The organism is Gammaproteobacteria bacterium (assembly GCA_028819075.1).
Classification (GTDB): domain Bacteria; phylum Gemmatimonadota; class Gemmatimonadetes; order Longimicrobiales; family Gaopeijiaceae; genus BD2-11.
Window position 1 is genome coordinate 31,092 of record JAPPMM010000040.1, and the last position, 18,672, is coordinate 49,763.

The following is an 18,672-nucleotide window of genomic DNA, read 5'->3' on the forward strand; positions in this document are numbered from 1 at the left end:
AGCGAGAAGGGAATCACTCCGCCTCGCGGCGGTTCGGGTGATCCGGATGCCCGTTGCGGCGGTCCGACGTGATGCGCCCGTCCCGCAGGGTGATCACCCGCCTCGCGTGGGCGGCCAGCTCGAGATCGTGGGTCGCGAGCACGACGGTGGTGCGGCACTCGCGGTTGAGCTCCTCCATCAGCTCGACCACCACCGCTCCGGCCGCCGAGTCCAGGTTGCCCGTGGGCTCGTCCGCGAACAGCACCAGCGGCCGGTTGGCGAAGGCGCGGGCGAGAGCCACCCGCTGCTGCTCGCCGCCGGAGAGCTGCGCCGGGTAGTGGTGCATGCGTTCGGCGAGCCCCACCCGTTCGAGCAGCTCGCCGGCCCGCACGCGCGGCCTGGCCCTCGACCCGGGTCCGCGCCCGGCACTCCCCGCCGCCGTTGCGCGCGGGGCCAGCTCCAGCGGCACCATGACGTTCTCCAGCGCCGTGAGCGTGGGCAGCAGGTGGAAGGTCTGGAAGACAAAGCCTACCTTTTCCGCCCGGAACGCTGCGCGCTCGTCGGCGGTAAGGGCCGACAGCCGTTCGCCGCCCAGGCTGACCGAGCCCGTCGTTGGCGCATCGAGGCCGGCGAGCAGGCCCAGCAGGGTGGTCTTGCCGCTTCCCGAGGGACCCACGAGGGCGATAAAGTCTTCTTCGGGGACGCGCAGGTCGATGTCGCGCAAGACGACCAGCGAGCGGCTGCCGCGCCCGTACGCTTTGCTCACACCTTCGGCGACGATCATCATGTGGAGACGCCTGACGGCAATCGGCCTGCTCACGTTCCTGCCCGCGTGCGGGGGAGCAGAAGACCCCGGAGCGTTACGTTCGCCGGATCGGGAAGTTGCGGCAACGGACGCCGCCAGGGAGGCCGCCTCGTCGTCCTCGCCGGCTGGGTCACAATCCGCCGTCTCTACGACAGACATCTCGCGCGAGCGCGGTGTTGTCCTCTTCCTGGGCACGAGCCTCACCGAGGGCTACGGCCTGGGCAACGCACAGGAACACGCTTTCCCCGCGAGGGTCCAGGCGCGCATCGACCGGGCCGCACTACCCTTCCGGGTGGTTAACGCGGGCGTCGGCGGCGACACCAGCGCGGGAGGCTTGCGGCGTCTCGAGTGGCTGCTGCGCATGCCGGTGCGCGTGCTCGTGATCGAGCTGGGCGCCAACGACGGCCTGCGGGGGCAGGATGTCGATGCCCTGCGCGGCAACCTGCTGGCCGTCATTGGGCAGACCCGGGCCCGATATCCGGAGGTAGAGATCCTGCTGGCGGGCATGCAGGCGCCCCCCAATCTGGGTCAGCGCTACACCGAGAGCTTCAGGGCCGTCTTCCCCGAGGTGGCCCGCGAGGCGGAGGTCGCCCTCATCCCCTTCCTCCTGGAGGGCGTGGGCGGCATCCGCGAACTCAACCAGCCCGACGGCATCCACCCCTCGGTGGAGGGGCACGAGATCATCGCCGAAACCGTCTGGTCCAGTCTGGAGCCGGTGCTGCGGCGCATCGACGCCCGCTGACCGCGCTTTCCCTCCTCGCCCTCCTCGATCCCGGAGCCACACCATGGCGGTGAAGTTCTTCAGTTTCCTCGCGGTGGTCTTCATATCGCTGCTCGCCATCGGGCTCATTCTCCCCGGCACCTGGGAGGTCGAGCGCTCGCTGGAGATGCCCGCGGTCCCGGAGCAGGTGTTCGCCTACGTCAACGACGTGTCGCTCTGGGATGCGTGGACCGACTGGCCGGACGCCGCCGCGGAGCGCTTCGGCCCGCCAAGCGGAGTCGGAGCGGGGCGCAGCTGGAACGATCCGGAGTTCGGCGACGGCGTCTTCACCATCGTCGAGAGCGTCTCGGGGGAGCGGGTTGGCTACCGGGTCGAGGTAGAGGGCGGGTCGATGATCACCGAGGGGACCATCGACCTGGACCGCCTCGGCGACGGCACCCGCGTGACCTGGAGAGAAACCGGCGACTTCGGGTGGAATCCCATCCTGGGGTACGTGGCGCGCGCCATGGATCGGCTGCAGGGCCGGGAGATGGAGGTGGGGCTGGAACGGCTGCGTGACGCGAGTTCGCCGTGATCCGGGCTCTCTGACCGGCCGGCGTCAGTTGAGCTGGCGCGCTATCTCCAGCAGTTCGTCGTTGCCGCGCGTCCGCCCCATCAGGCCGAGCAGCTCCGTCATGGCCTCCGCCGGAGACTTGTGCGACAACTGGCGGCGGAAGGCACGCGAGAGGGTGAGCGCCTCGGGCGAGAGCAGGAGCTCCTCGCGCCGGGTGGCCGAGGCCACCAGGTCGATGGCCGGGAAGATGCGCCGGTCGGCCAGGTCGCGTGAGAGCAGCAGTTCGCTGTTGCCGGTGCCCTTGAACTCCTCGAAGATGACCTGATCCATGCGCGATCCGGTGTCCACGAGGGCGGTGGCCACGATGGTCAGCGAACCCCCGCCCTGCACGTCGCTGATATTGCGCGCGCTGCCCAGGAACCGCTTGGGCTTCTCCATCACGCTCGCGTCCAGCCCGCCCGAGAGCGTGCGCCCGCTTCCCTCCTCGACGTTGTTGTGGGCACGGGCGAGGCGCGTGATGGAGTCGAGAATCACGACCACGTCCTGGCCCATCTCGACCCGCCGGCGGGCGCGCTCCATGGTGATCTCGGCGACCGCCACGTGGCGTTCGGGGGGATAGTCGAAGCTGGAGGCGATGACCTCGCCGTACCCGCACATCTCCATCTCGGTGATCTCTTCCGGCCGCTCGTCCACCAGAAGGATGTAGAGATGGCAGTCCGGGTGGTTGGTAACGACGCCCTGCGCCACCCGCTGCAGGATCGTCGTCTTCCCCGCCTTCGCCGGAGCCACGATCATCGCCCGCTGACCCTTGCCGAAGGGACAGAAGAGGTCGATGACGCGATTGGTGAAGTCGGGCTGCCCATAGTGCGTGATCTCGCACTCGAGCTTGAGCTGATTCCTGGGGTGGAGCGCGCTCAGACGCGTGAACTCGGGCCGGTCGCGCAACACATCGGGCGGCTCGCCGTTAACCGCGATCACCCGCGTGAGCGGGGGCGCCTTGCCGTTGCGCGGCCGGTTGCCGACATCGCCGGCGATCTCGTCCCCCGTGCGCAGTCCGAAGCGCCGGATGACCTTGGGGCCGACGTACACGTCCTGCTTGGACGCGGTGTAGCCGAATTTCTGCAGGCGGATGAATCCGGATCCGCTGCCGAGAACCTGAAGTATGCCTAGGGATTGCCTGTCCGACACGATACGGGTAGGGGGTTGCCGGGTGCGACGGGCTCTCGCGGCCCCTGGAGCGCGGCCGCGAAACGGAGAGACTGCGGTACTTCTCCTTTACAGATTGGACAAGGTACCGCGCGCGCACAAGTGCAACCGGCGCCGGAACGCTTTCGCGCCCGGCGCCGGCTCCCCGCCCCGCCACCCTTCCGCCCCACCCCAGGTTACAGGCTCATGCCCCTCCACGGCCGCCCGACGCGGTTCGACGTCCGCCAGAACACCGCGCGTCGAGGCGCCGTGCGCCGGACCGAAATCCTCCGGCCCACGGGGCCGGCCGGCGCCCCGCGCATGACCCCGCCTCGCCGCAGGTTCGCCTGATCCTCCACCGAGCCGCTCACCTGCATCTCGCCGCCGTCGCGCACGATGGTGAGCGTCATGGCCTCGCCCTCTTCGTAGGAGCGCAGGATGCGGCGCACGTCCCCGGCCGAGTCTATGGTGCGCCCGTCGATGGCCTGAATCACGTCACCGGCCTCAAGCCCCAGCGGGTTGTCTTCCTCCACGTCGGTGACCAAGGCGCCGGACTCGGCGTCGAAGTAACGTCCCAGTGCGGGGTTCAGCGTCACCAGGCTGATGCCGTGCGAAGCGCGCAGCCCCATCACCGCAATCGCCGAGCCTCCCTCCGGGTACCAGGCATAGTCGTCCCACTGTTCGCGCATCTGCTCGGCCACCTCGCGCGCCCGCTCGCTGGCCTCCCGGGCGCGCTCGCGGGCCTGATCCATCACTACCTCCATGCGGTCCGCGTCGAACCCCAGCCGCATCCAGGTCGAGCGAGGCTCGACGGTGGCCGACGCCGTCGTGCCGTCGCGCAGGTATTCCACCACGACCTGCTCGCCCGGCTCCAGTTCGCGCGCCAGAAACAGCAGCCGCTGACTGGGCACGGACCGGTCGGAATCGACACGCTCCTCCAGGTCCGGGTCGGCCAGGGGCTCGAGCAGGCTGTGACCGTCGAGCGAGGTGATGATGTCGCCTTCCCGGAGCCCCGCCTCGTCGGCCGGGCCGTCGCTGGTGACCCCCTGCACCTCGGCGCCCTGCGCGTCCGTGTCCGCCGAGCGCATGCTCAACTGGATCCCGAGCAGGCCGCGCGACATCAGATTGCCCTGAAGGCGAATCAGACCACGCTCCGGGCCACCCCGGCCCCGCCCACGATTGCGCTCCTGCGCCTCCAGCACCGCCGGCGCCGTCAGCGCCATGAGCAGTCCGGTCATCCAGAGTGCCGCGCCGATCCGTCTGGTTCGCCCGCTTCCCGTCTTCCGCTTCTTCCTCAACATGCGATCCTCCCCTCGGTTGCCCCACCCGTTGTCGTCCACGATGCGAGCGCTGTGGCCGGAAACCTTCGCGGCCCTGGCGCGCGCCATCAGACCATCAGACGCGAGGGCAGACGGGAGGGTTGCACCGTGACGGAGGTGCCGCGCAGGTGCCCGGCTGATGCTTCCGGGGAGGCCCGGGTCCTATTGCGGGAGCGCGAGCGCCACAAGCTCGGCCGCATGGCCGCGGTCGCCCACCGCCACCACGATGAACTGGCGGCCATCGGCCAGGTAGGTCATCGGGATGCCGGTCTGGTTCGCGGGCAACTCGAACTCGTGCACGATCTCGCCGGTCGCCTTGTCGTGGGCGCGCAGCTTGTTGCCGCCCGACCCGAAGGCCGCGAACATGCCGCCCCCTTCCCCGGCGAAGAGCAGGGTCCGGGTCACCATGGTGCCGCCGCGGTCGGGCTTGCCCGTGGGCGGGATGTCGACCCCGGCCGTGGCGGGGTGCTCGAGCACGTAGTCGGGGGTGTCTCCGTTGGGCCTCATCCAGACGTGGTCGCCGGTGTTCAGGTCGATGGCGGTGATCCGTCCCCACGGCGGCTTGATGAGCGGCAGTCCCTGCGGGCCGCCTCCCCGCACCCGGCGGAAGGCGCGCCCGGAGATGTAGTCCATGCTGGAGATCTCCGGGTCGTTGATAAGCCCGTGCACGGACGGCGACGTGACCGAGGTGACGTACAGGATGCCCGTCTCCGCGTCGACCGAGCCGCCCGGCCAGTTGGCGCCGCCCAGCGACCCGGGCAGCACCAGCGTGCCCAGGGTGCCGTTGGGATCGTCCAGATCGATGACGGAGGGTGGCGTGTAGAGCGGCCCGATCACCAGCCGGGAGACCATGTCCAGCGCCTCCGCGCGCAGCTCCGGGGTGAAGTCGATGAGGTCGTCCACCGACACGCCCTGGCGGTCGAAGGGGGCGGGGCGGGTGGGGAACGGCTGGGTGGGCGCGGTCCACTCGCCAGGCACCTCGCTGGGCGCCACCGGCCGCTCCTCGATGGGCCACACCGGCTCGCCGGTGTAGCGGTCGAAGACGTAGGTGAACGCCTGCTTGGTGACCTGCGCCACCGCCGGGATGGTGCGCCCGTCCACGTTGATGTCGAGCAGGATCGGGGGCGCGGGCGGATCGTAGTCCCAGATGCCGTGATGGACCATCTGGAAGTGCCACACGCGCTCGCCGGTGCGCGCGTCCAGGCACACCAGGCTCTGCGAGAAGAGATTGTCGCCAGGGTGGTGGCCGCCGTAGTAGTCGCCCGTCGGGGCTTCGATGGGCAGGTATACGTAGCCGCGTTCCAGATCCGCCGAAAACGGCGTCCAGACGGCCGCGTTGCCGGTGTAGCGCCAGGACCCTTCCAGCCAGGTGTCGTTGCCGAACTCGCCCTCCTGCGGGATGGTGTGGAAGATCCACAGCCGTTCGCCGGTGCGCACGTCGTAGCCGCGCACGTGACCGGGCGGCATGTCGGGCTTCGGGGGCGAGCTTCCCGAGGGCAGCGCGGTCCCCACCACCGCCACGTCGCCCACGATCACCGGCGGGGAGCTCGAGCCCAGCGGGTCGTTGTCGATGTCGACCTCGCGGGGGCCGAACTCCGCGCGCAGGTCGACGACCCCCTCCTGGCCGAAGGCCGGATCGGGCCGCCCGGTCTTCGCGTCCAGCGAGACCATGTGGTAGGCCGGGGTGATCACCAGGACGCGCTCCGCCTGGCCGTCCGTCCAGTAGGCGACCCCGCGTCCGGAGTTGGCGCGCGGAGCGGTCTCGGCGCGCACCCCCTCGTCCATGCGGTACATCCACAGGGTCTCGCCGGTGGCCCCGTCGATGGCCACGACCGCCCGCCGGTAGCCCGCCGTGACGTACAGGGTGCCGTCCACGGCGAGGGGGGTCACCCGGTAGTTGAACTCGGGCCGGTCGCCGAAGTTGCGCGACTCCCAGCGCCACGCGACCTCCAGGTCGGCGACGTTGTCGGCGGTGATCTGGTCGAGAGGAGCGTACTTGGTGCTCCCCGCATCACCTCCGTAGTAGAGCCAGTTGCCGCCGGTCGTCCCCTGCTGCGCAGCGAGTTCCGGCGCGGCTGACGGTCCCGCCAGCACGGCGGCGAACAAGACCGCCACGGCTGGCAGGAGGGGGGGACGGGGACGGGCGCAGTGGGTGGACCGGGGGCGACTCGAAGTGCCGGGCATCGGGGGCTCCTGGCTGCGGGGATGCGCACGCGGCATGCATGCGGGCACAGGAGCGAATGTCGTGCGCGAAGGGCCGCTTCACAACCGTACGGCCGGGGTGCCTGCGAGTCTTGAGGACGAGTTGCTACCGGCCTCCTCGGGCGAGGAGCCCCCGATGCTCAGTTCGAGTGCATCTTGAAACTCCACCGCCGCGGACCGGATCGCTTCCGGTTCGAGTCGGTCTCCTCGTCCGAAGCGGCCAACGGCGCCTCGGCAGGCTGGTGCACCGAATCGGCATCCTCAGGGAGGGACATCGCCTCGAGTGCCGCGTCACGCGTGTCGTACACGGGGATGATCTTGTCGAAGCCGCTGAGCGTGACGACCGCGGCAATCGCCGCCGGAAGCCCGCACATCCCCATCGCCTTGCCGGATCCGCGGAATCTCTTGGCCAGCACCAGCAGGACGCTCAGGCCGGCGCTGCTCATGTAGGAAAGACCGCGCAGGTCGAGGAGGAGGGCTCTCTCGTCCGCCGGCACCTCCGACACCAGCGCTTCCCGGAATGCCGCGCTGTTCACGCTGTCGACACGACCCGCGGGCGAGGCGATCAGCACGCCATTCATCCTTTCCCAACTGACCTTCAGGTCCATGGGTCTACCCGGGCACTTGCATGGTATGGGGATTCAGCGCGCACTCCGACAGAATACCAATGCCACAAGCTGCAGGCTTCGTCACCCGGTGTCAACACGACTCGGGTTCACCTCCGGCTGATCCACCCAAGGCGCGGATTGTGCCGCCGGAACCAGTTGAACCGGTCCCGGAACGGTGGTACGATCCCGTCGCCAAACGTCTCCGGGACGAATTACACGATGCAATCTGCGAGAACATGAGCGGGAAGCGGGAGAGCAGCGGCCGCACCGACCGTTCGGGTGCCCACTGGCTCTCGGCGCTCGAATCCGAGGCCATCGAGATCATCCGCGAGGGAGCCGCGACGGCGGCCCGACCCGTCATGCTGTATTCGATGGGCAAGGACTCGTCGGTGTTGCTCCATCTCGCCCGCAAGGCGTTCTGGCCCGCGCGCCCCCCGCTTCCCCTGCTGCACATCGACACCACCTGGCAGTTCCGGGAGATGATCGCCTTCCGCGACCGCATGGTCGCCGAGACGGGCGTCGAGCTGCGGGTTCACGTGAACCGGGCGGGCCTGAAGGCCGGCGCAGACCCCTTCACCGACGGATCGGAACGCTATGCCGACGTGATGATCACCGAAGCGCTGCGACAGGCGCTGGACGCGGGGAAGTACGACATCATCTTCGTGGGTGGGCGGCGGGACGAGGAGAAATCGCGGGCGAAGGAGCGGGTGTTTTCCTTCCGCAACGCGGCCCATCAGTGGGATCCCAGGGCCCAGCGCCCCGAACTCTGGAGCCTGTACAACACGCGTGTCCAACAGGGTGAATCGCTCCGGGTTTCGCCCCTCTCCAACTGGACCGAGGCCGATGTCTGGCGCTACATCGCGGCGGAAGGGATCCCGGTGGTTCCGCTGTACTTCGCGAAGAAGCGCCCGGTCGTCGAACGTGAAGGCCAGTGGATCATGGTCGACGACGAACGCATGCCTCTGGAGCCCGGCCAGGAGCCGCGGCTGCTTCCAGTCCGCTTCCGCACCCTGGGATGCTACCCGCTCACGACCGCCGTCGAGAGCGGCGCCGACACCCTGGAGGCGATCCTCGCCGAGACGCTGGCGACCCACGATTCCGAACGCCGGGGACGCCTGGTGGACCATGACGGGGACGCCTCCATGGAACGCAAGAAGCGGCAGGGCTACTTCTGATGGCATCCGGTCCGGCGCCGGCGCGACCGCCCCTGCGCTTCGTCCTGTGCGGCGCCGTGGACGACGGCAAGAGCACCCTTCTCGGCCGGCTGCTCTGGGACTGCCGGCAGGTCTTTGCCGATCAGATGCGCAAGGTGGAGGAGGATTCCCGGCGCTGGGGAACCCGGGGCGACCAGGCGGATCTGGCGCTCCTGGTCGACGGTCTGCGCGACGAGCGCGAGCAGGGCATCACCATCGACGTCGCCTACCGGAGCTTCGAGACGGCCCGGCGCCGTTTCATCGTCGCCGACGCGCCCGGACACGAACAGTACACCCGCAACATGGCGACCGGCGCCTCGAACGCCGAACTGGCGGTCGTTGTGGCCGACGCCCGCAAGGGGATCCTGCCCCAGACCGCCCGGCACACCCGCATCGCCGCCATGTTCGGGATCCGGCACGTGGTCCTTGCGGTCAACAAGATGGATCTGGTGCTCTGGGACCGGAGCATCTTCCAGGCGATCGCCGACGAGTACCGGTCGCTGGCGCGGGATTCGGGTGTCGAGAGCCTGCGGATCATGCCCGTATCTTCGCTTACGGGAGAGAATCTCACGCGCCGCCGCGATTCGGCCGAGTGGTATGCCGGCCCGACGCTGCTCGAGCACCTGGAGACGGTCGATGTCGAATCGTCCATCGAAAGGGAGTCCTTCCGGATGCCCGTCCAGTACGTCAACCGGCCCAGCCCCGATTTTCGCGGCTACAGCGGCCGGATCACGGCCGGCAGGGTCGCCGTGGGGGACCGTGTGCGCATATCCCCGTCGGGAGCGGAGACCGTCGTGGAGTCGATCGTGGTTTGGCAGGGGGCCCGGGAGCGGGCCGAACGGGGCGACTCGGTGACGCTGACCCTCGCCAACGAGGTGGATGTGACGCGCGGAGACGTGATCGCGGAAGCCTTCAATCCGCCGGGTGTGACGGACCAGTTCCAGGCCAACCTGATCTGGATGAGCGACCGCCCTCTGGTGGTCGGCCGCTCCTACCTGCTGAAGATCCATTCGCGGGAGGTGACCGCGACCGTCACCCGCATCAAGTACCGGCTGGACGTCTCGCGGGGAAGCAGGCTGGCAGGCGCCACGCTGAACCTCAACGACCTCGGCACGGTCAACATCGCGACCAACCGGCCGATTCCCTACGCGCCCTTCGACCGATACCCCGGGCTGGGCAGCTTCATCCTGATCGATCTGGCCACCAACGAGACCGCAGGCGCCGGCACCGTCAACTTTGCGCTCAGGCGCGCGTCCAACATCCGCTGGCAGGACTTCCACGTCACCCGGGAGGCCCGCCAGGAACTCAAGCTGCAGCGGGCCCGGTGTCTGTGGCTCACGGGACTCCCGGCGTCGGGCAAGTCCACGATCGCCGACCTGCTCGAGAAGCGCCTTCACGCGGAGGGCCACCACACCTACCTCCTGGACGGCGACAACGTCCGCCACGGACTCAACCGGGACCTCGGCTTCACCGAGGCCGACCGGGTGGAGAACATCCGCAGGGTGGCCGAGGTGGCTCGACTGATGGTCGATGCGGGGCTGATCGTCATCGTGTCCTTCATCAGCCCCTTCCGGTCGGAACGGGCTTTCGCCCGCGGTCTGTTCGCACCCGGTGACTTCAACGAGATCTTCGTCGACGCGTCCATCGAAGTGTGCGCGGCGCGCGACCCGAAGGGACTGTATGTCAGGGCGATGAGGGGCGAGATCACGAACTTCACCGGCATCGACAGCCCCTATGAGCAGCCCGAGAACCCGGACCTGCACCTCGACACCGAGGAGCTGGGGCCCGAGGAGTGCGCGGAGTTGATTCTGCGGCGGCTGGTCTGAGCCGGCCTGCGCCTCGGTCGCGAGCCTTCCGTCCGGCTGGCGCTACCTGTCCACGCGAATCGTGACGACATCCGCGTTGTGGTACTGCTGGTGCTTCACGGATGACGCGTAGTGGCGAAGGAGCCGCAGCGACAGGTCGCGCTTGCTCTCCAGGTCCGGGATGTCGCCGAGCAGAACGATCTGGTTCTCCAGATTCCCGGCGTCGGTCGCCGCGCTGAACTCGAGGATGGCTCCCGTGCGGTCGTTGCGCGCGACGACGCGCAGCCGCCGGTCATCGGCATGGCTCCCGTCCTCCTCCTGCCGGGCCAGGCTGAGGAGCGCTTCCTCCGATGCCGCTCTGAGGCGCCCCCTTCCCTCGCCGTCCCATCCGTACTTCCCCGCGAACCCGACCACGAACTCGTCGAGGGCGCGAAGGCTGTCCGGACTGAGCAGCATCTCCGTCCTTCGCCGCCGGGGCCCGGTCAGCTCCAGGAACAGGTTCAGCAGGAGGATGGTCACCCCGCCGGCCGTCAGTCCGTTCGCCAGCATCTGCGCGGCGGGGGTTCCCAGGTGCTGCGGGAATATCGCCTGGAACTGGATGCCGACGCCGACCCAGAAGGAGAATCCCGCGATCAGCCAGCTGTTGCGCCCTCCGTCCGCCTGGAAGACGACGCGCATGCCGCGGGCAAAGACGAGCCCGATTACGACGACGATGTAGGCACCGAGCACGGGCCCCGGGATGGCCAGCACGAGGGCGCTGATCTTGGGAACGAACGCCAGGCCGATGAAGATGGCTCCGATGTAGACGCCCACCCTTCTGGCCGCCACGCCGATGCCCTCCGCCAGGGCGATGCCGGCTGGATAGGGCCAGATCGGCAGGACGCCCGCGACCCCCGACAGCAAGGTGCCCGCGCCGCAGGCGGCCACGGCCCCCTGGACCCTGCGGAAGTCGATCGCCTTCTGTTCGCGCCGCGAGAGACGCTGCATGACGATGGCGTCGCCGATCTGCCTGACCGTGATGACCAGGGTGACGAACAGAAAGGCCGGCAGGAGCAGCCAGAAGCTCGCATCGAACCCTGCGTCGAGACCGGGCAACGCCGTGGCGGGGATCCCGAACCAGCCGGCCTCGCGCACCGGCGTGAGATCGAATATCCCGAAGAGAGCGGCCGTGGCGCACCCCAGAGCGAGCGCGACCACCGGGGTCCACGCTCTCAGGAGCCGGGGGGCGCGCAGCATCAGGCCCAGCACGGCGGCCGCCGTGACGAGCGTGATGGTGGGCGCCGCGGCCGTGGGCGCCTGCAACGGAACCTCGATCAGCAACGCGAACCCCATGGGCATCACCGTGACCGAGATGAGCGCCATGAGCGTGCCCGACACCACCGGCGTGATGATTCGCCGGAGCAGGATCAGGCGGGCCGCCAGGCCGAGCTGGAAGAGCCCCGAGGCGATCACCAGCACTGCGAGCAACGCGGGACCGCCCGCGGCCAGCGCCAGCACGGCGACGCCGATCGAGGCTCCGGAGGCTCCCATGACCATCAGGCTGGCGCCCCCCACGCCCGCCACTCGCCGGGCCTGGACGATGGTCGTCAGCCCGCCGATGACCATGCTGGCGAAGATGGCCCAGGAGAGGTAGGAGCCAGTCAGATTCGCCGCGCGCGTAACGATCGCGGTGACCACGACCACGGGCGTGCATACCAGCACGGCCACCTGCAGCCCGAGGATGAACGAGGCGGGATGCGGCGGCGGTTCGTTGGCCGCGTAGCGGAGGCCTCCTGCCGGCTTTCCGGGGCCGGATTTCACAGGCGTCGCTCCTGGATGCCGGTTCGTGGTTCTGTCGGAACGCGAGGGGGCATGGCGAGTATAGCTACCGGCGCCCGAATCCGGAAAACGAAGCCGGGGCGCGGCCGGTCACGGACGAGCTTTCGATGGGAGGAGGAGTGCAGCAGGCACTGCTGAGGAGTCCCCGCCAGTCCGCGTGGCTGCGCACGCTGGCGGTCTCGGCCCTGACAGCGGTGTTGCCGCTGGCGCCAGGTGCTCATTCCCTGCGGGCACAGGTCTCACCGGAGATCCTCCAGGTCCTTCAGCAGGGGGGAGCGTGGGTCGCGCTGCCCATCGAGGATGGCGTCGGCTCCTTCCAGAGCCAGCCGGTGCCAACCCTGGGGATCCAGCTTCAGGGTCATCTGCAGATCTGGGAGGAGCACACGGGAAGCTGGCATGTCGTCATGCGCGATCTGGCGCGCGCCGAGGATCCGGTGATCCTCGAACGCCTGATGGTGCCGGGGGAGCGCGTGGAATTCGACTACCAGACCGGGATGCTGGGGCAGATCCAGATCGACGTGCGGTGGAGCGAGGCCCGCGACACGACGCTCCGGGTCTGGGTGGGAACGGAGTTGACGCCCGGGGAGTCGGACGCACTGACATCTACTGACGTCTACTGGAATCATGCCGGGAGCGGAGGCTCCGTGCTATCGGCGGGAAGCCAGAGACTCCGCGAGCAGGCACAGGATCTCGTACATCAGCGAGGCGCCGACCAGCGCCGTGCCCCCGCTGGGATCGAGGGGCGGGGCGACCTCCACCACGTCGGCCCCCACGAGGTTGAGGCCGCGCAGGCCGTGCAGAAGCGCGACCGCCTCGCGCGTGGTTAGCCCGCCGATCTCGGGCGTTCCCGTGCCCGGCGTGAAGGCGGGATCGATCCCGTCCACGTCGAAGGTGATGTAGGTCGGGCCGTCGCCCACCACCCGGCGGGCCTCCTCCACCACTCCCTCCACCCCCAGCCGCCGGAACTCGTCGATCTTGACGACGCGCATGCCGTGTTCCATCGAGAACTCGAACCCGTCCAGGAAGTTCTGGTAGCCGCGGATGCCGATCTGGATCGAGCGCTCGGGATCGAGCACCCCCGCCTCCACGGCGCGGCGGAAGGGAGCGCCGTGGTGGTATTTCGAACCGCCGATCGCGTCCCAGGTGTCGAGATGCGCGTCGATCTGCACCATGCCGAGCGGCCGGCCGGCCCCCAGCGCCTTCAAGATGGGATAGGTGACGGAATGGTCTCCGCCGGCGCTCAGCGGCACCGGGCCGGCCGCGCGGAGGCGGGTGAAGAGGGCTTCGATCTGCCCGACCACGTCGTCGAGATGGTAGATGCTGTCGAATCGCACATCCCCCACGTCGGCGATCCGGCACAGCGAAAAGGGATCGACCCCCGTCAGCACGTTGATCCTGCGCACCACGTTGGACCTGTTGCGAATCTCGCGCGGCCCGTGGCGCGCACCCGGCTGGAAGGTCACGCCGTGGTCGGTCGGCACCCCGACGAGCGCGATGTCGAGGCCCTCGAGGGTCGTGGCGAGCGGCGCGCGCAGGAGCGTGGCCCCGCCCATGAAGCGCAGGTCGTCGAGCGGCCGGTAGGACTCGCCCGTTACGGGTGAAACGGCGTCGTAGAAGTCGCTCACTCGGGCGCCTCAAAGAAAACGGGGCCGGCCCCTGCCCGGGACCGGCCCCTTCCTGTTCCGGAGGCCGCGGATGCCGCCGCGATCAGCCGGAGGTCGTCGTGGTGGCGGTTCTGGGCGGCATGATCTCCTTCCACGCCGTCATGAAGCGCGCCATCTCCTCCTCGGTGCCGACCGATACCCGCAGGTAGTCGAGCATGGGCGGGAAGTCGCGGCCCACGAGCACGCCCCTCTCCCGGAACGCGGCCCGGACTTCGGCGGCCGGACGTCCGGTGTTCACCATGAAGAAGTTGGTCTCGGAGGGGAGCACCTCGTAGCCCAGGGCCTGCAGCTCCTCGGTGGTCTGCTTGCGCAGGCGGAGCGTCGTCTCGCGCACGAAGCGCTCGTTCTCCAGGTCCTCGAGCGCGGCGACCCCGCCCCACCTCACCAGCGCGTTCACGCTGCCGGTGGTGTAGGTGCGCATGTCGCTGATCATGTCGGCGGGCGCGATGCCGTAGCCGAGGCGCAGCCCGGCCATGCCGTAGATCTTGGAGAAGGTGCGCGCGACGATGACCTTGCGCCCTTCGTTCACGTAGGGCACCGCCGTCTCGTAGGAGGGATCCTCGACGAAGTGATGGTAGGCCTCGTCGATGAGGACCGGGATGTCCTCGGGGATTTCGTCCAGCACCCGCCGGACGTCGTCGGCCGGGACCGCCATGCCGGTCGGGTTGTTGGGGTTGCACAGATAGAAGAGCCCGACATCGCGGTAGTTCTTGAGGGTGGCGTCGATCATCGCCGGGATGTCCTGCGAGTAGTCGTCGAGCAGCGGCAGCATGATGGCGTCCGCGTCGATCCCGGTAGCGACGCCGAAGACGCTCAGGTAGGTCGGCCGCACGCCGATGACTTTCTTCTTGTGCCCGAGGTAGGTGTGCGCCACCACCCGGAGGGTCTCGCCCGAGCCCGCGCCCAGCAGGATGTTCTCCGATTCCACGCCGTGGTGCTCGGCGATCTTCTGCTGGATGTCGCCGTCGGGATAGCCGTACCGGTTCGCGTACTTCCACGCGCCGTTCATCGCCTCCATCATCCGCTCGGACGGGCCGTACGGATTCTCGTTGGAGGAGAGCTTGGCGAAGGAATCGTAGTCGTACTCCTGCGGGGTGAGGCTGAGCGGGCGCGGGCGCGAATCCCACCCCAACAGTCCGGTGGGCCTGAGCCCGGCGTACCCCAGCGCCGCTGCCGCTCCTCCCATGAAGCGGCGGCGAGTAACGGAATTCCTCGAGTGCATGGCAACCTCCTCAGACATGAGAGCGCGACGAACGCGAACGGTACGAAATCCAGCCTATAGAGTGGCCGCGGGGGCCCTTAAACGCAAATCCCCTGGCACGGTCCCGGGCGCGGCTCATCAGGCGGTCTCCGCGGCCCGCGAGGAGTAGTGCCGGCGGAAGAACCGCCCGATGTCGTCGACCACCTGGTACATCACGGGCACCACGATCAGGGTGAGGAAGGTGGCGAAGATGATTCCGGCGATCACCGCGATCGCCATCGGTCCCCACCAGGCGGCCTGGTCGCCTCCCCAGTACAGGTCCGGAGTGAGGCTTCCGTACAGGCCAAAGAAGTCGAAGTTGAGCCCGATCGCGAGCGGCACCAGGCCGAGCGCCGTCGTCACCGCGGTCAGCACCACCGGGCGGAAGCGGGTCATGCCGCCCAGCACCAGCGCGTCCCGCCGGTTCACTCCGTCGCGCCCGCGCAGCACGTCGATGTAGTCGATGAGCACGATGGCGTTGTTCACCACGATTCCGGCAAGGGAGATGATGCCCACCCCGGTCATGATGATGCCGAAGGGCATCTGGAACACCATCAGCCCCAGCAGCACGCCGACCGTGGACATGATCACCGAGGTCAGGATGATGAAGGGCTTCACCAGCGAGTTGAACTGCGAGATGAGGATGAAGCCGATGAGGAAGAGCGCCATCAGGAACGCGGTGGTGAGGAAGGCCTGGGCCTCCGCCTGCTCCTCGTTCTCGCCCGTGTAGCGGATCTGGTATCCCGGCGGGAGCGACTCCGCGAACTCCGCGAGCGCCGCCTGCACCTCGCCCAGCACGGCGTTGGAGTTGAAGCCGGCGCGCACCTCCGACGACACCGTAACCGAGCGGTCCATGTCGAGGCGCTGGATGGACCCCGCCCCTTCCCCTACCTCCCAGGAAGCCACCGAGAGCAGGGGGATGGGGTCGCCGTCCGACAGCACCGTGAGTTCGGACAGGGTGCTGAGCTCGTCCCGGTCCTCCTCCGCCAGGCGCACGATGATGTCGTATTCGTCGTTGCCGGTCCGGTACTTCGCCGCTTCGATGCCCTGGATGGCGCCCCGGATGGCCTGGCCCACGCGACGGGTCGAGAGCCCGTAGAGCGCGGCCTTCTCCCGGTCCACGCGCACGCCCAGTTCGGGACGGGCGTCGTCGAGGTTGCTGTTGAGGCGGACAAGCTTGGCGTAGACGGGATCCGCCTGCAGGGTGGCGATCATCTCGTCGGCGAGCTGGTTCAGCAGCTCGGGGTCCGAACCCGACAGTTCGACGTTCACGGGCGGGCCGGTGGCGGGTCCCTCTTCGGCCTTGTCGACCGAGATGTCGGCTCCCGCGAGGTCGCTGCCGATCGTTTCCTGCAGCATCGCCAGCGTCTGGAAGGCGTCGGTCCGCTGGTCCTGGAATTCCACCATGGAGATGGTCACGAGTCCAGCTTCCGGGCCGCCCGGGCCGCCGCCCATCGGACCGCCTCCGCCACCTCCGCCCACGGTGGCCACCACCGACTCGCCGTCGAGCGCAACCCCCTCGTAGGCGGGCAGTTTGTCCTCGATGCGGCGCACGAGCCGGTCGGTGAAGTCCGCGCGGGTACCGGTCGGGGCGTCCACGTCGATCATGATCTGGCGGGGCGGAATGGCCTCCGGGAAGTACTCCACCCCCGCGTTGAACCGCCCGAACAGGACCACGGTCACCACGAGCATCGCCGCGCACCCGGCGAGCACGAGGACGGGGTGGTTGAGCGCGCGCGTCAGCTGGGCTTCGTACAAGACGATCGCCCGCTCGAGCCACCAGTGCTGGAAGGCCAGAGCCGCGCGCTTGATCGCGAAGTGGTAGAGGGCCCACAGCAGCCCCGCGGTGACGAGCAGCAGCGCGGCAGTGAGCGGATTGGCGAGCGCGAAGCCGAGAATAACCCCGGCGCTGACACCGACCAGGGTGAGGCGCGCCGCCCGCGTGAGCGGCGGAGGCTCCTCCCCTTCGCGCAGGATGAACATCGAGCACAGCGTCGGAACGATCACCAGCGCCACGAAGAGCGAACTGGAGAGCGTCACGATGAGGGTCGTGGGCAGGTAGCCCATGAACTCGCCCGAGATGCCCGGCCAGAACAGGAGCGGCGCGAATGCGGCCAGCGTGGTGAGCGTCGCGGCGATTACCGGACCGGCCACTTCGCCCGTCGCCTTCTTGGCGGCGAGCCTCCGGTTCCACCCGCGTTCCACGTAGCGGTAGATGTTCTCTACCACCACGATCGCGTTGTCGACCAGCATCCCCAGCGCCAGGATGAGCGAGAAGAGCACGACCATGTTCATGGACACGCCCAGCAGCCTGAGCACCCCGAAGGACAGGAACATCGACGAGGGGATCGAGATGGCGACGAAGAGCGACGTGCGCAGCCCCAGGAAGAACAGCAGCACGCTCACGATCAGGATGAGCCCGGAGATGATGTTGTTCTCGAGCGAGCTCACCATGGAGAAGATGTCGCGCGACATGTCCCCGGTGATCTTCACCGTCATGGTCGCCGGGAAGAGCGGCGTCATCTCGTCGATGACCGCCCTCACCCGATCCGCGGTCTCGATGATGTTCTCTCCCGACCGCTTGACGATGTCCAGCGTCACCACCGGCGACCCGTCCAGCCGGGCGTAGCTCTCGCGCTCCGAGAACCCGAACTCGACGTCCGCCAGGTCGCGCACGTAGATGGGGCCCGCGTCGTCGGCGGTTATGACCAGATCCTGAATCAGCTCGGGATCGTCGAACTCGCCGTCCACCCGCACGAGGAACCGCTGGTTGCCCACGTCGATGGAGCCGCCCGGGATGTTGACGTTCTCGGCCGCGATCGCGTCGATGACGTCCTGGAGCGCCAGGTTGTAGAACTGGAGTCTCGACAGGTGGACGTCCACCTTGACCTCGCGTTCGAGCCCGCCCCGCACGTCCACGCGCAGAATCTCGGGAACGCTCTCCAGCTCATCCTGCAGATCCTCGGCGATCTCCTTCAGGTAGACCAGGTCGAAGTCACCCGCGAGGTTCACCTGCATGATCGGGAGTTCGGAAAAGGTGAACTCCAGGATGCCCGGCTCCTCCGCGTCCTCGGGCAGTTCGGGCTTGGCCAGGTCGACCTTCTCGCGTATCTGCTGGAGCGCCTCCTCGATGTTGACCGTGGTCTCGAACTCGGCGGTTACGCTGGAATATCCCTCGATGGAAGTGGAGGAAAGCTCCTTGATGTCGGAGATGGTGCTGAGTTCCTCCTCGATCGGGCGGGTGACCAGTGTTTCGATGTCCGCAGGCGACACCCCCGGGTAGATGGTGTTGACGGCAATCAGCGGGATCTCGATCTCGGGAAACGACTCCTTCGGGATCACCTGGTAGGAGGTCAGGCCGGTGATCGTGATGAGGATCAGCAACACCACGGAACTGGTGCGGTGGTCGATGGCGAAGCTGGTCAGCACGAATTCCTTGAAGCGCGCCAGGTAGCCCGCGTCGCTGCGGGGCCGGCCCGCGCCCACGTCCTCGCCCTGCGCGTTCGCCTCTCCGGCCGTCCGTTCGTCCCTGAACTCTGACATATCCGTCTCTCTTGGGTTCCGTCTCTCTTGGGTTCAA

Annotated in this window: 13 protein-coding genes; 4 read left to right on the forward strand and 9 right to left on the reverse strand. The window is 68.4% G+C overall.

From position 1 onward, the window contains the following. Nucleotides 1-13: 13 nt before the first annotated feature. A complete protein-coding gene (locus OXU32_09455; protein MDE0074174.1) occupies nt 14-766 on the reverse strand; it encodes an ABC transporter ATP-binding protein in 753 nt (250 codons plus the stop codon). On the opposite strand from OXU32_09455, the gene OXU32_09460 reads away from it, so the two are divergent. Both OXU32_09460 and OXU32_09465 read left to right on the forward strand, forming a co-directional pair. Continuing rightward, on the forward strand, nt 765-1,526 hold the full coding sequence (locus tag OXU32_09460; protein ID MDE0074175.1) for an arylesterase: 762 nt from the start codon (nt 765-767) through the stop codon (nt 1,524-1,526). The two genes, OXU32_09455 and OXU32_09460, sit on opposite strands and share 2 nt — an antisense overlap. A gap of 43 nt (nt 1,527-1,569) precedes the next feature. Beyond that, nucleotides 1,570-2,079 carry an SRPBCC family protein gene (locus OXU32_09465; GenBank protein MDE0074176.1) on the forward strand — a complete coding sequence of 170 codons (510 nt, stop codon included), beginning with the start codon at nt 1,570-1,572 and terminating at the stop codon, nt 2,077-2,079. Between the two features lie 24 nt (nt 2,080-2,103). Here OXU32_09465 and rho read toward each other — a convergent pair whose 3' ends face one another. The 4 genes from rho to OXU32_09485 form a co-directional block, all read right to left on the reverse strand. Beyond that, a complete protein-coding gene (rho, locus tag OXU32_09470; protein ID MDE0074177.1) occupies nt 2,104-3,246 on the reverse strand; it encodes a transcription termination factor Rho in 1,143 nt (380 codons plus the stop codon). A 194-nt stretch (nt 3,247-3,440) separates the two neighbouring features. After that, nucleotides 3,441-4,544 carry a PDZ domain-containing protein gene (locus tag OXU32_09475; protein ID MDE0074178.1) on the reverse strand — a complete coding sequence of 368 codons (1,104 nt, stop codon included), beginning with the start codon at nt 4,542-4,544 and terminating at the stop codon, nt 3,441-3,443. Between the two features lie 180 nt (nt 4,545-4,724). Further along, a complete protein-coding gene (locus OXU32_09480) occupies nt 4,725-6,746 on the reverse strand; it encodes a pyrroloquinoline quinone-dependent dehydrogenase (protein ID MDE0074179.1) in 2,022 nt (673 codons plus the stop codon). Nucleotides 6,747-6,904: 158 nt separating this feature from the next. Next, nucleotides 6,905-7,372, reverse strand: a complete 468-nt coding sequence (locus OXU32_09485) for an STAS domain-containing protein (GenBank protein ID MDE0074180.1) — start codon at nt 7,370-7,372, stop codon at nt 6,905-6,907. A 236-nt stretch (nt 7,373-7,608) separates the two neighbouring features. Here OXU32_09485 and cysD point away from each other — a divergent pair, with 236 nt between their 5' ends. Both cysD and cysC read left to right on the forward strand, forming a co-directional pair. Then, the gene (cysD, locus tag OXU32_09490; GenBank protein MDE0074181.1) at nt 7,609-8,547 is read left to right on the forward strand and encodes a sulfate adenylyltransferase subunit CysD; all 939 of its coding nucleotides are present in this window, start codon (nt 7,609-7,611) and stop codon (nt 8,545-8,547) included. Further along, nucleotides 8,547-10,391, forward strand: a complete 1,845-nt coding sequence (gene cysC / locus OXU32_09495; protein ID MDE0074182.1) for an adenylyl-sulfate kinase — start codon at nt 8,547-8,549, stop codon at nt 10,389-10,391. The genes cysD and cysC overlap by 1 nt, the downstream gene beginning before the upstream one ends. A 42-nt stretch (nt 10,392-10,433) precedes the next feature. Here the strand turns inward: cysC and OXU32_09500 are convergent, their stop codons facing one another. The 4 genes from OXU32_09500 to OXU32_09515 all read right to left on the reverse strand — a co-directional run bounded on the left by OXU32_09500 (nt 10,434) and on the right by OXU32_09515 (nt 18,635). Next, nucleotides 10,434-12,170: a hypothetical protein gene (locus OXU32_09500; GenBank protein ID MDE0074183.1), complete on the reverse strand. Its 1,737-nt coding sequence runs from the start codon at nt 12,168-12,170 to the stop codon at nt 10,434-10,436. Nucleotides 12,171-12,835: 665 nt separating this feature from the next. Next, a complete protein-coding gene (gene speB / locus OXU32_09505) occupies nt 12,836-13,741 on the reverse strand; it encodes an agmatinase (protein MDE0074184.1) in 906 nt (301 codons plus the stop codon). 154 nt (nt 13,742-13,895) lie between these two features. Next, nucleotides 13,896-15,074, reverse strand: a complete 1,179-nt coding sequence (locus OXU32_09510; GenBank protein ID MDE0074185.1) for a histidinol-phosphate transaminase — start codon at nt 15,072-15,074, stop codon at nt 13,896-13,898. A gap of 117 nt (nt 15,075-15,191) precedes the next feature. Further along, nucleotides 15,192-18,635 (reverse strand): efflux RND transporter permease subunit, encoded by a 3,444-nt coding sequence (locus tag OXU32_09515; protein MDE0074186.1) that lies wholly within the window; start codon nt 18,633-18,635, stop codon nt 15,192-15,194. Between the last annotated feature and the right edge of the window lie 37 nt (nt 18,636-18,672).

Excerpts from the sequence above, each read along its gene's own strand:
- OXU32_09460 (MDE0074175.1), top strand. The coding sequence starts at position 765 with ATGTGGAGACGCCTGACGGCAATCGGCCTGCTCACGTTCCTGCCCGCG.
- OXU32_09455 (MDE0074174.1), bottom strand. The coding sequence starts at position 766 with ATGATGATCGTCGCCGAAGGTGTGAGCAAAGCGTACGGGCGCGGCAGC.
- OXU32_09465 (MDE0074176.1), top strand. The coding sequence starts at position 1,570 with ATGGCGGTGAAGTTCTTCAGTTTCCTCGCGGTGGTCTTCATATCGCTG.
- OXU32_09475 (MDE0074178.1), bottom strand. The coding sequence starts at position 4,544 with ATGTTGAGGAAGAAGCGGAAGACGGGAAGCGGGCGAACCAGACGGATC.
- OXU32_09480 (MDE0074179.1), bottom strand. The coding sequence starts at position 6,746 with ATGCCCGGCACTTCGAGTCGCCCCCGGTCCACCCACTGCGCCCGTCCC.
- OXU32_09485 (MDE0074180.1), bottom strand. The coding sequence starts at position 7,372 with ATGGACCTGAAGGTCAGTTGGGAAAGGATGAATGGCGTGCTGATCGCC.
- cysD (MDE0074181.1), top strand. The coding sequence starts at position 7,609 with ATGAGCGGGAAGCGGGAGAGCAGCGGCCGCACCGACCGTTCGGGTGCC.
- cysC (MDE0074182.1), top strand. The coding sequence starts at position 8,547 with ATGGCATCCGGTCCGGCGCCGGCGCGACCGCCCCTGCGCTTCGTCCTG.
- speB (MDE0074184.1), bottom strand. The coding sequence starts at position 13,741 with ATGGGCGGGGCCACGCTCCTGCGCGCGCCGCTCGCCACGACCCTCGAG.
- OXU32_09510 (MDE0074185.1), bottom strand. The coding sequence starts at position 15,074 with ATGCACTCGAGGAATTCCGTTACTCGCCGCCGCTTCATGGGAGGAGCG.
- OXU32_09515 (MDE0074186.1), bottom strand. The coding sequence starts at position 18,635 with ATGTCAGAGTTCAGGGACGAACGGACGGCCGGAGAGGCGAACGCGCAG.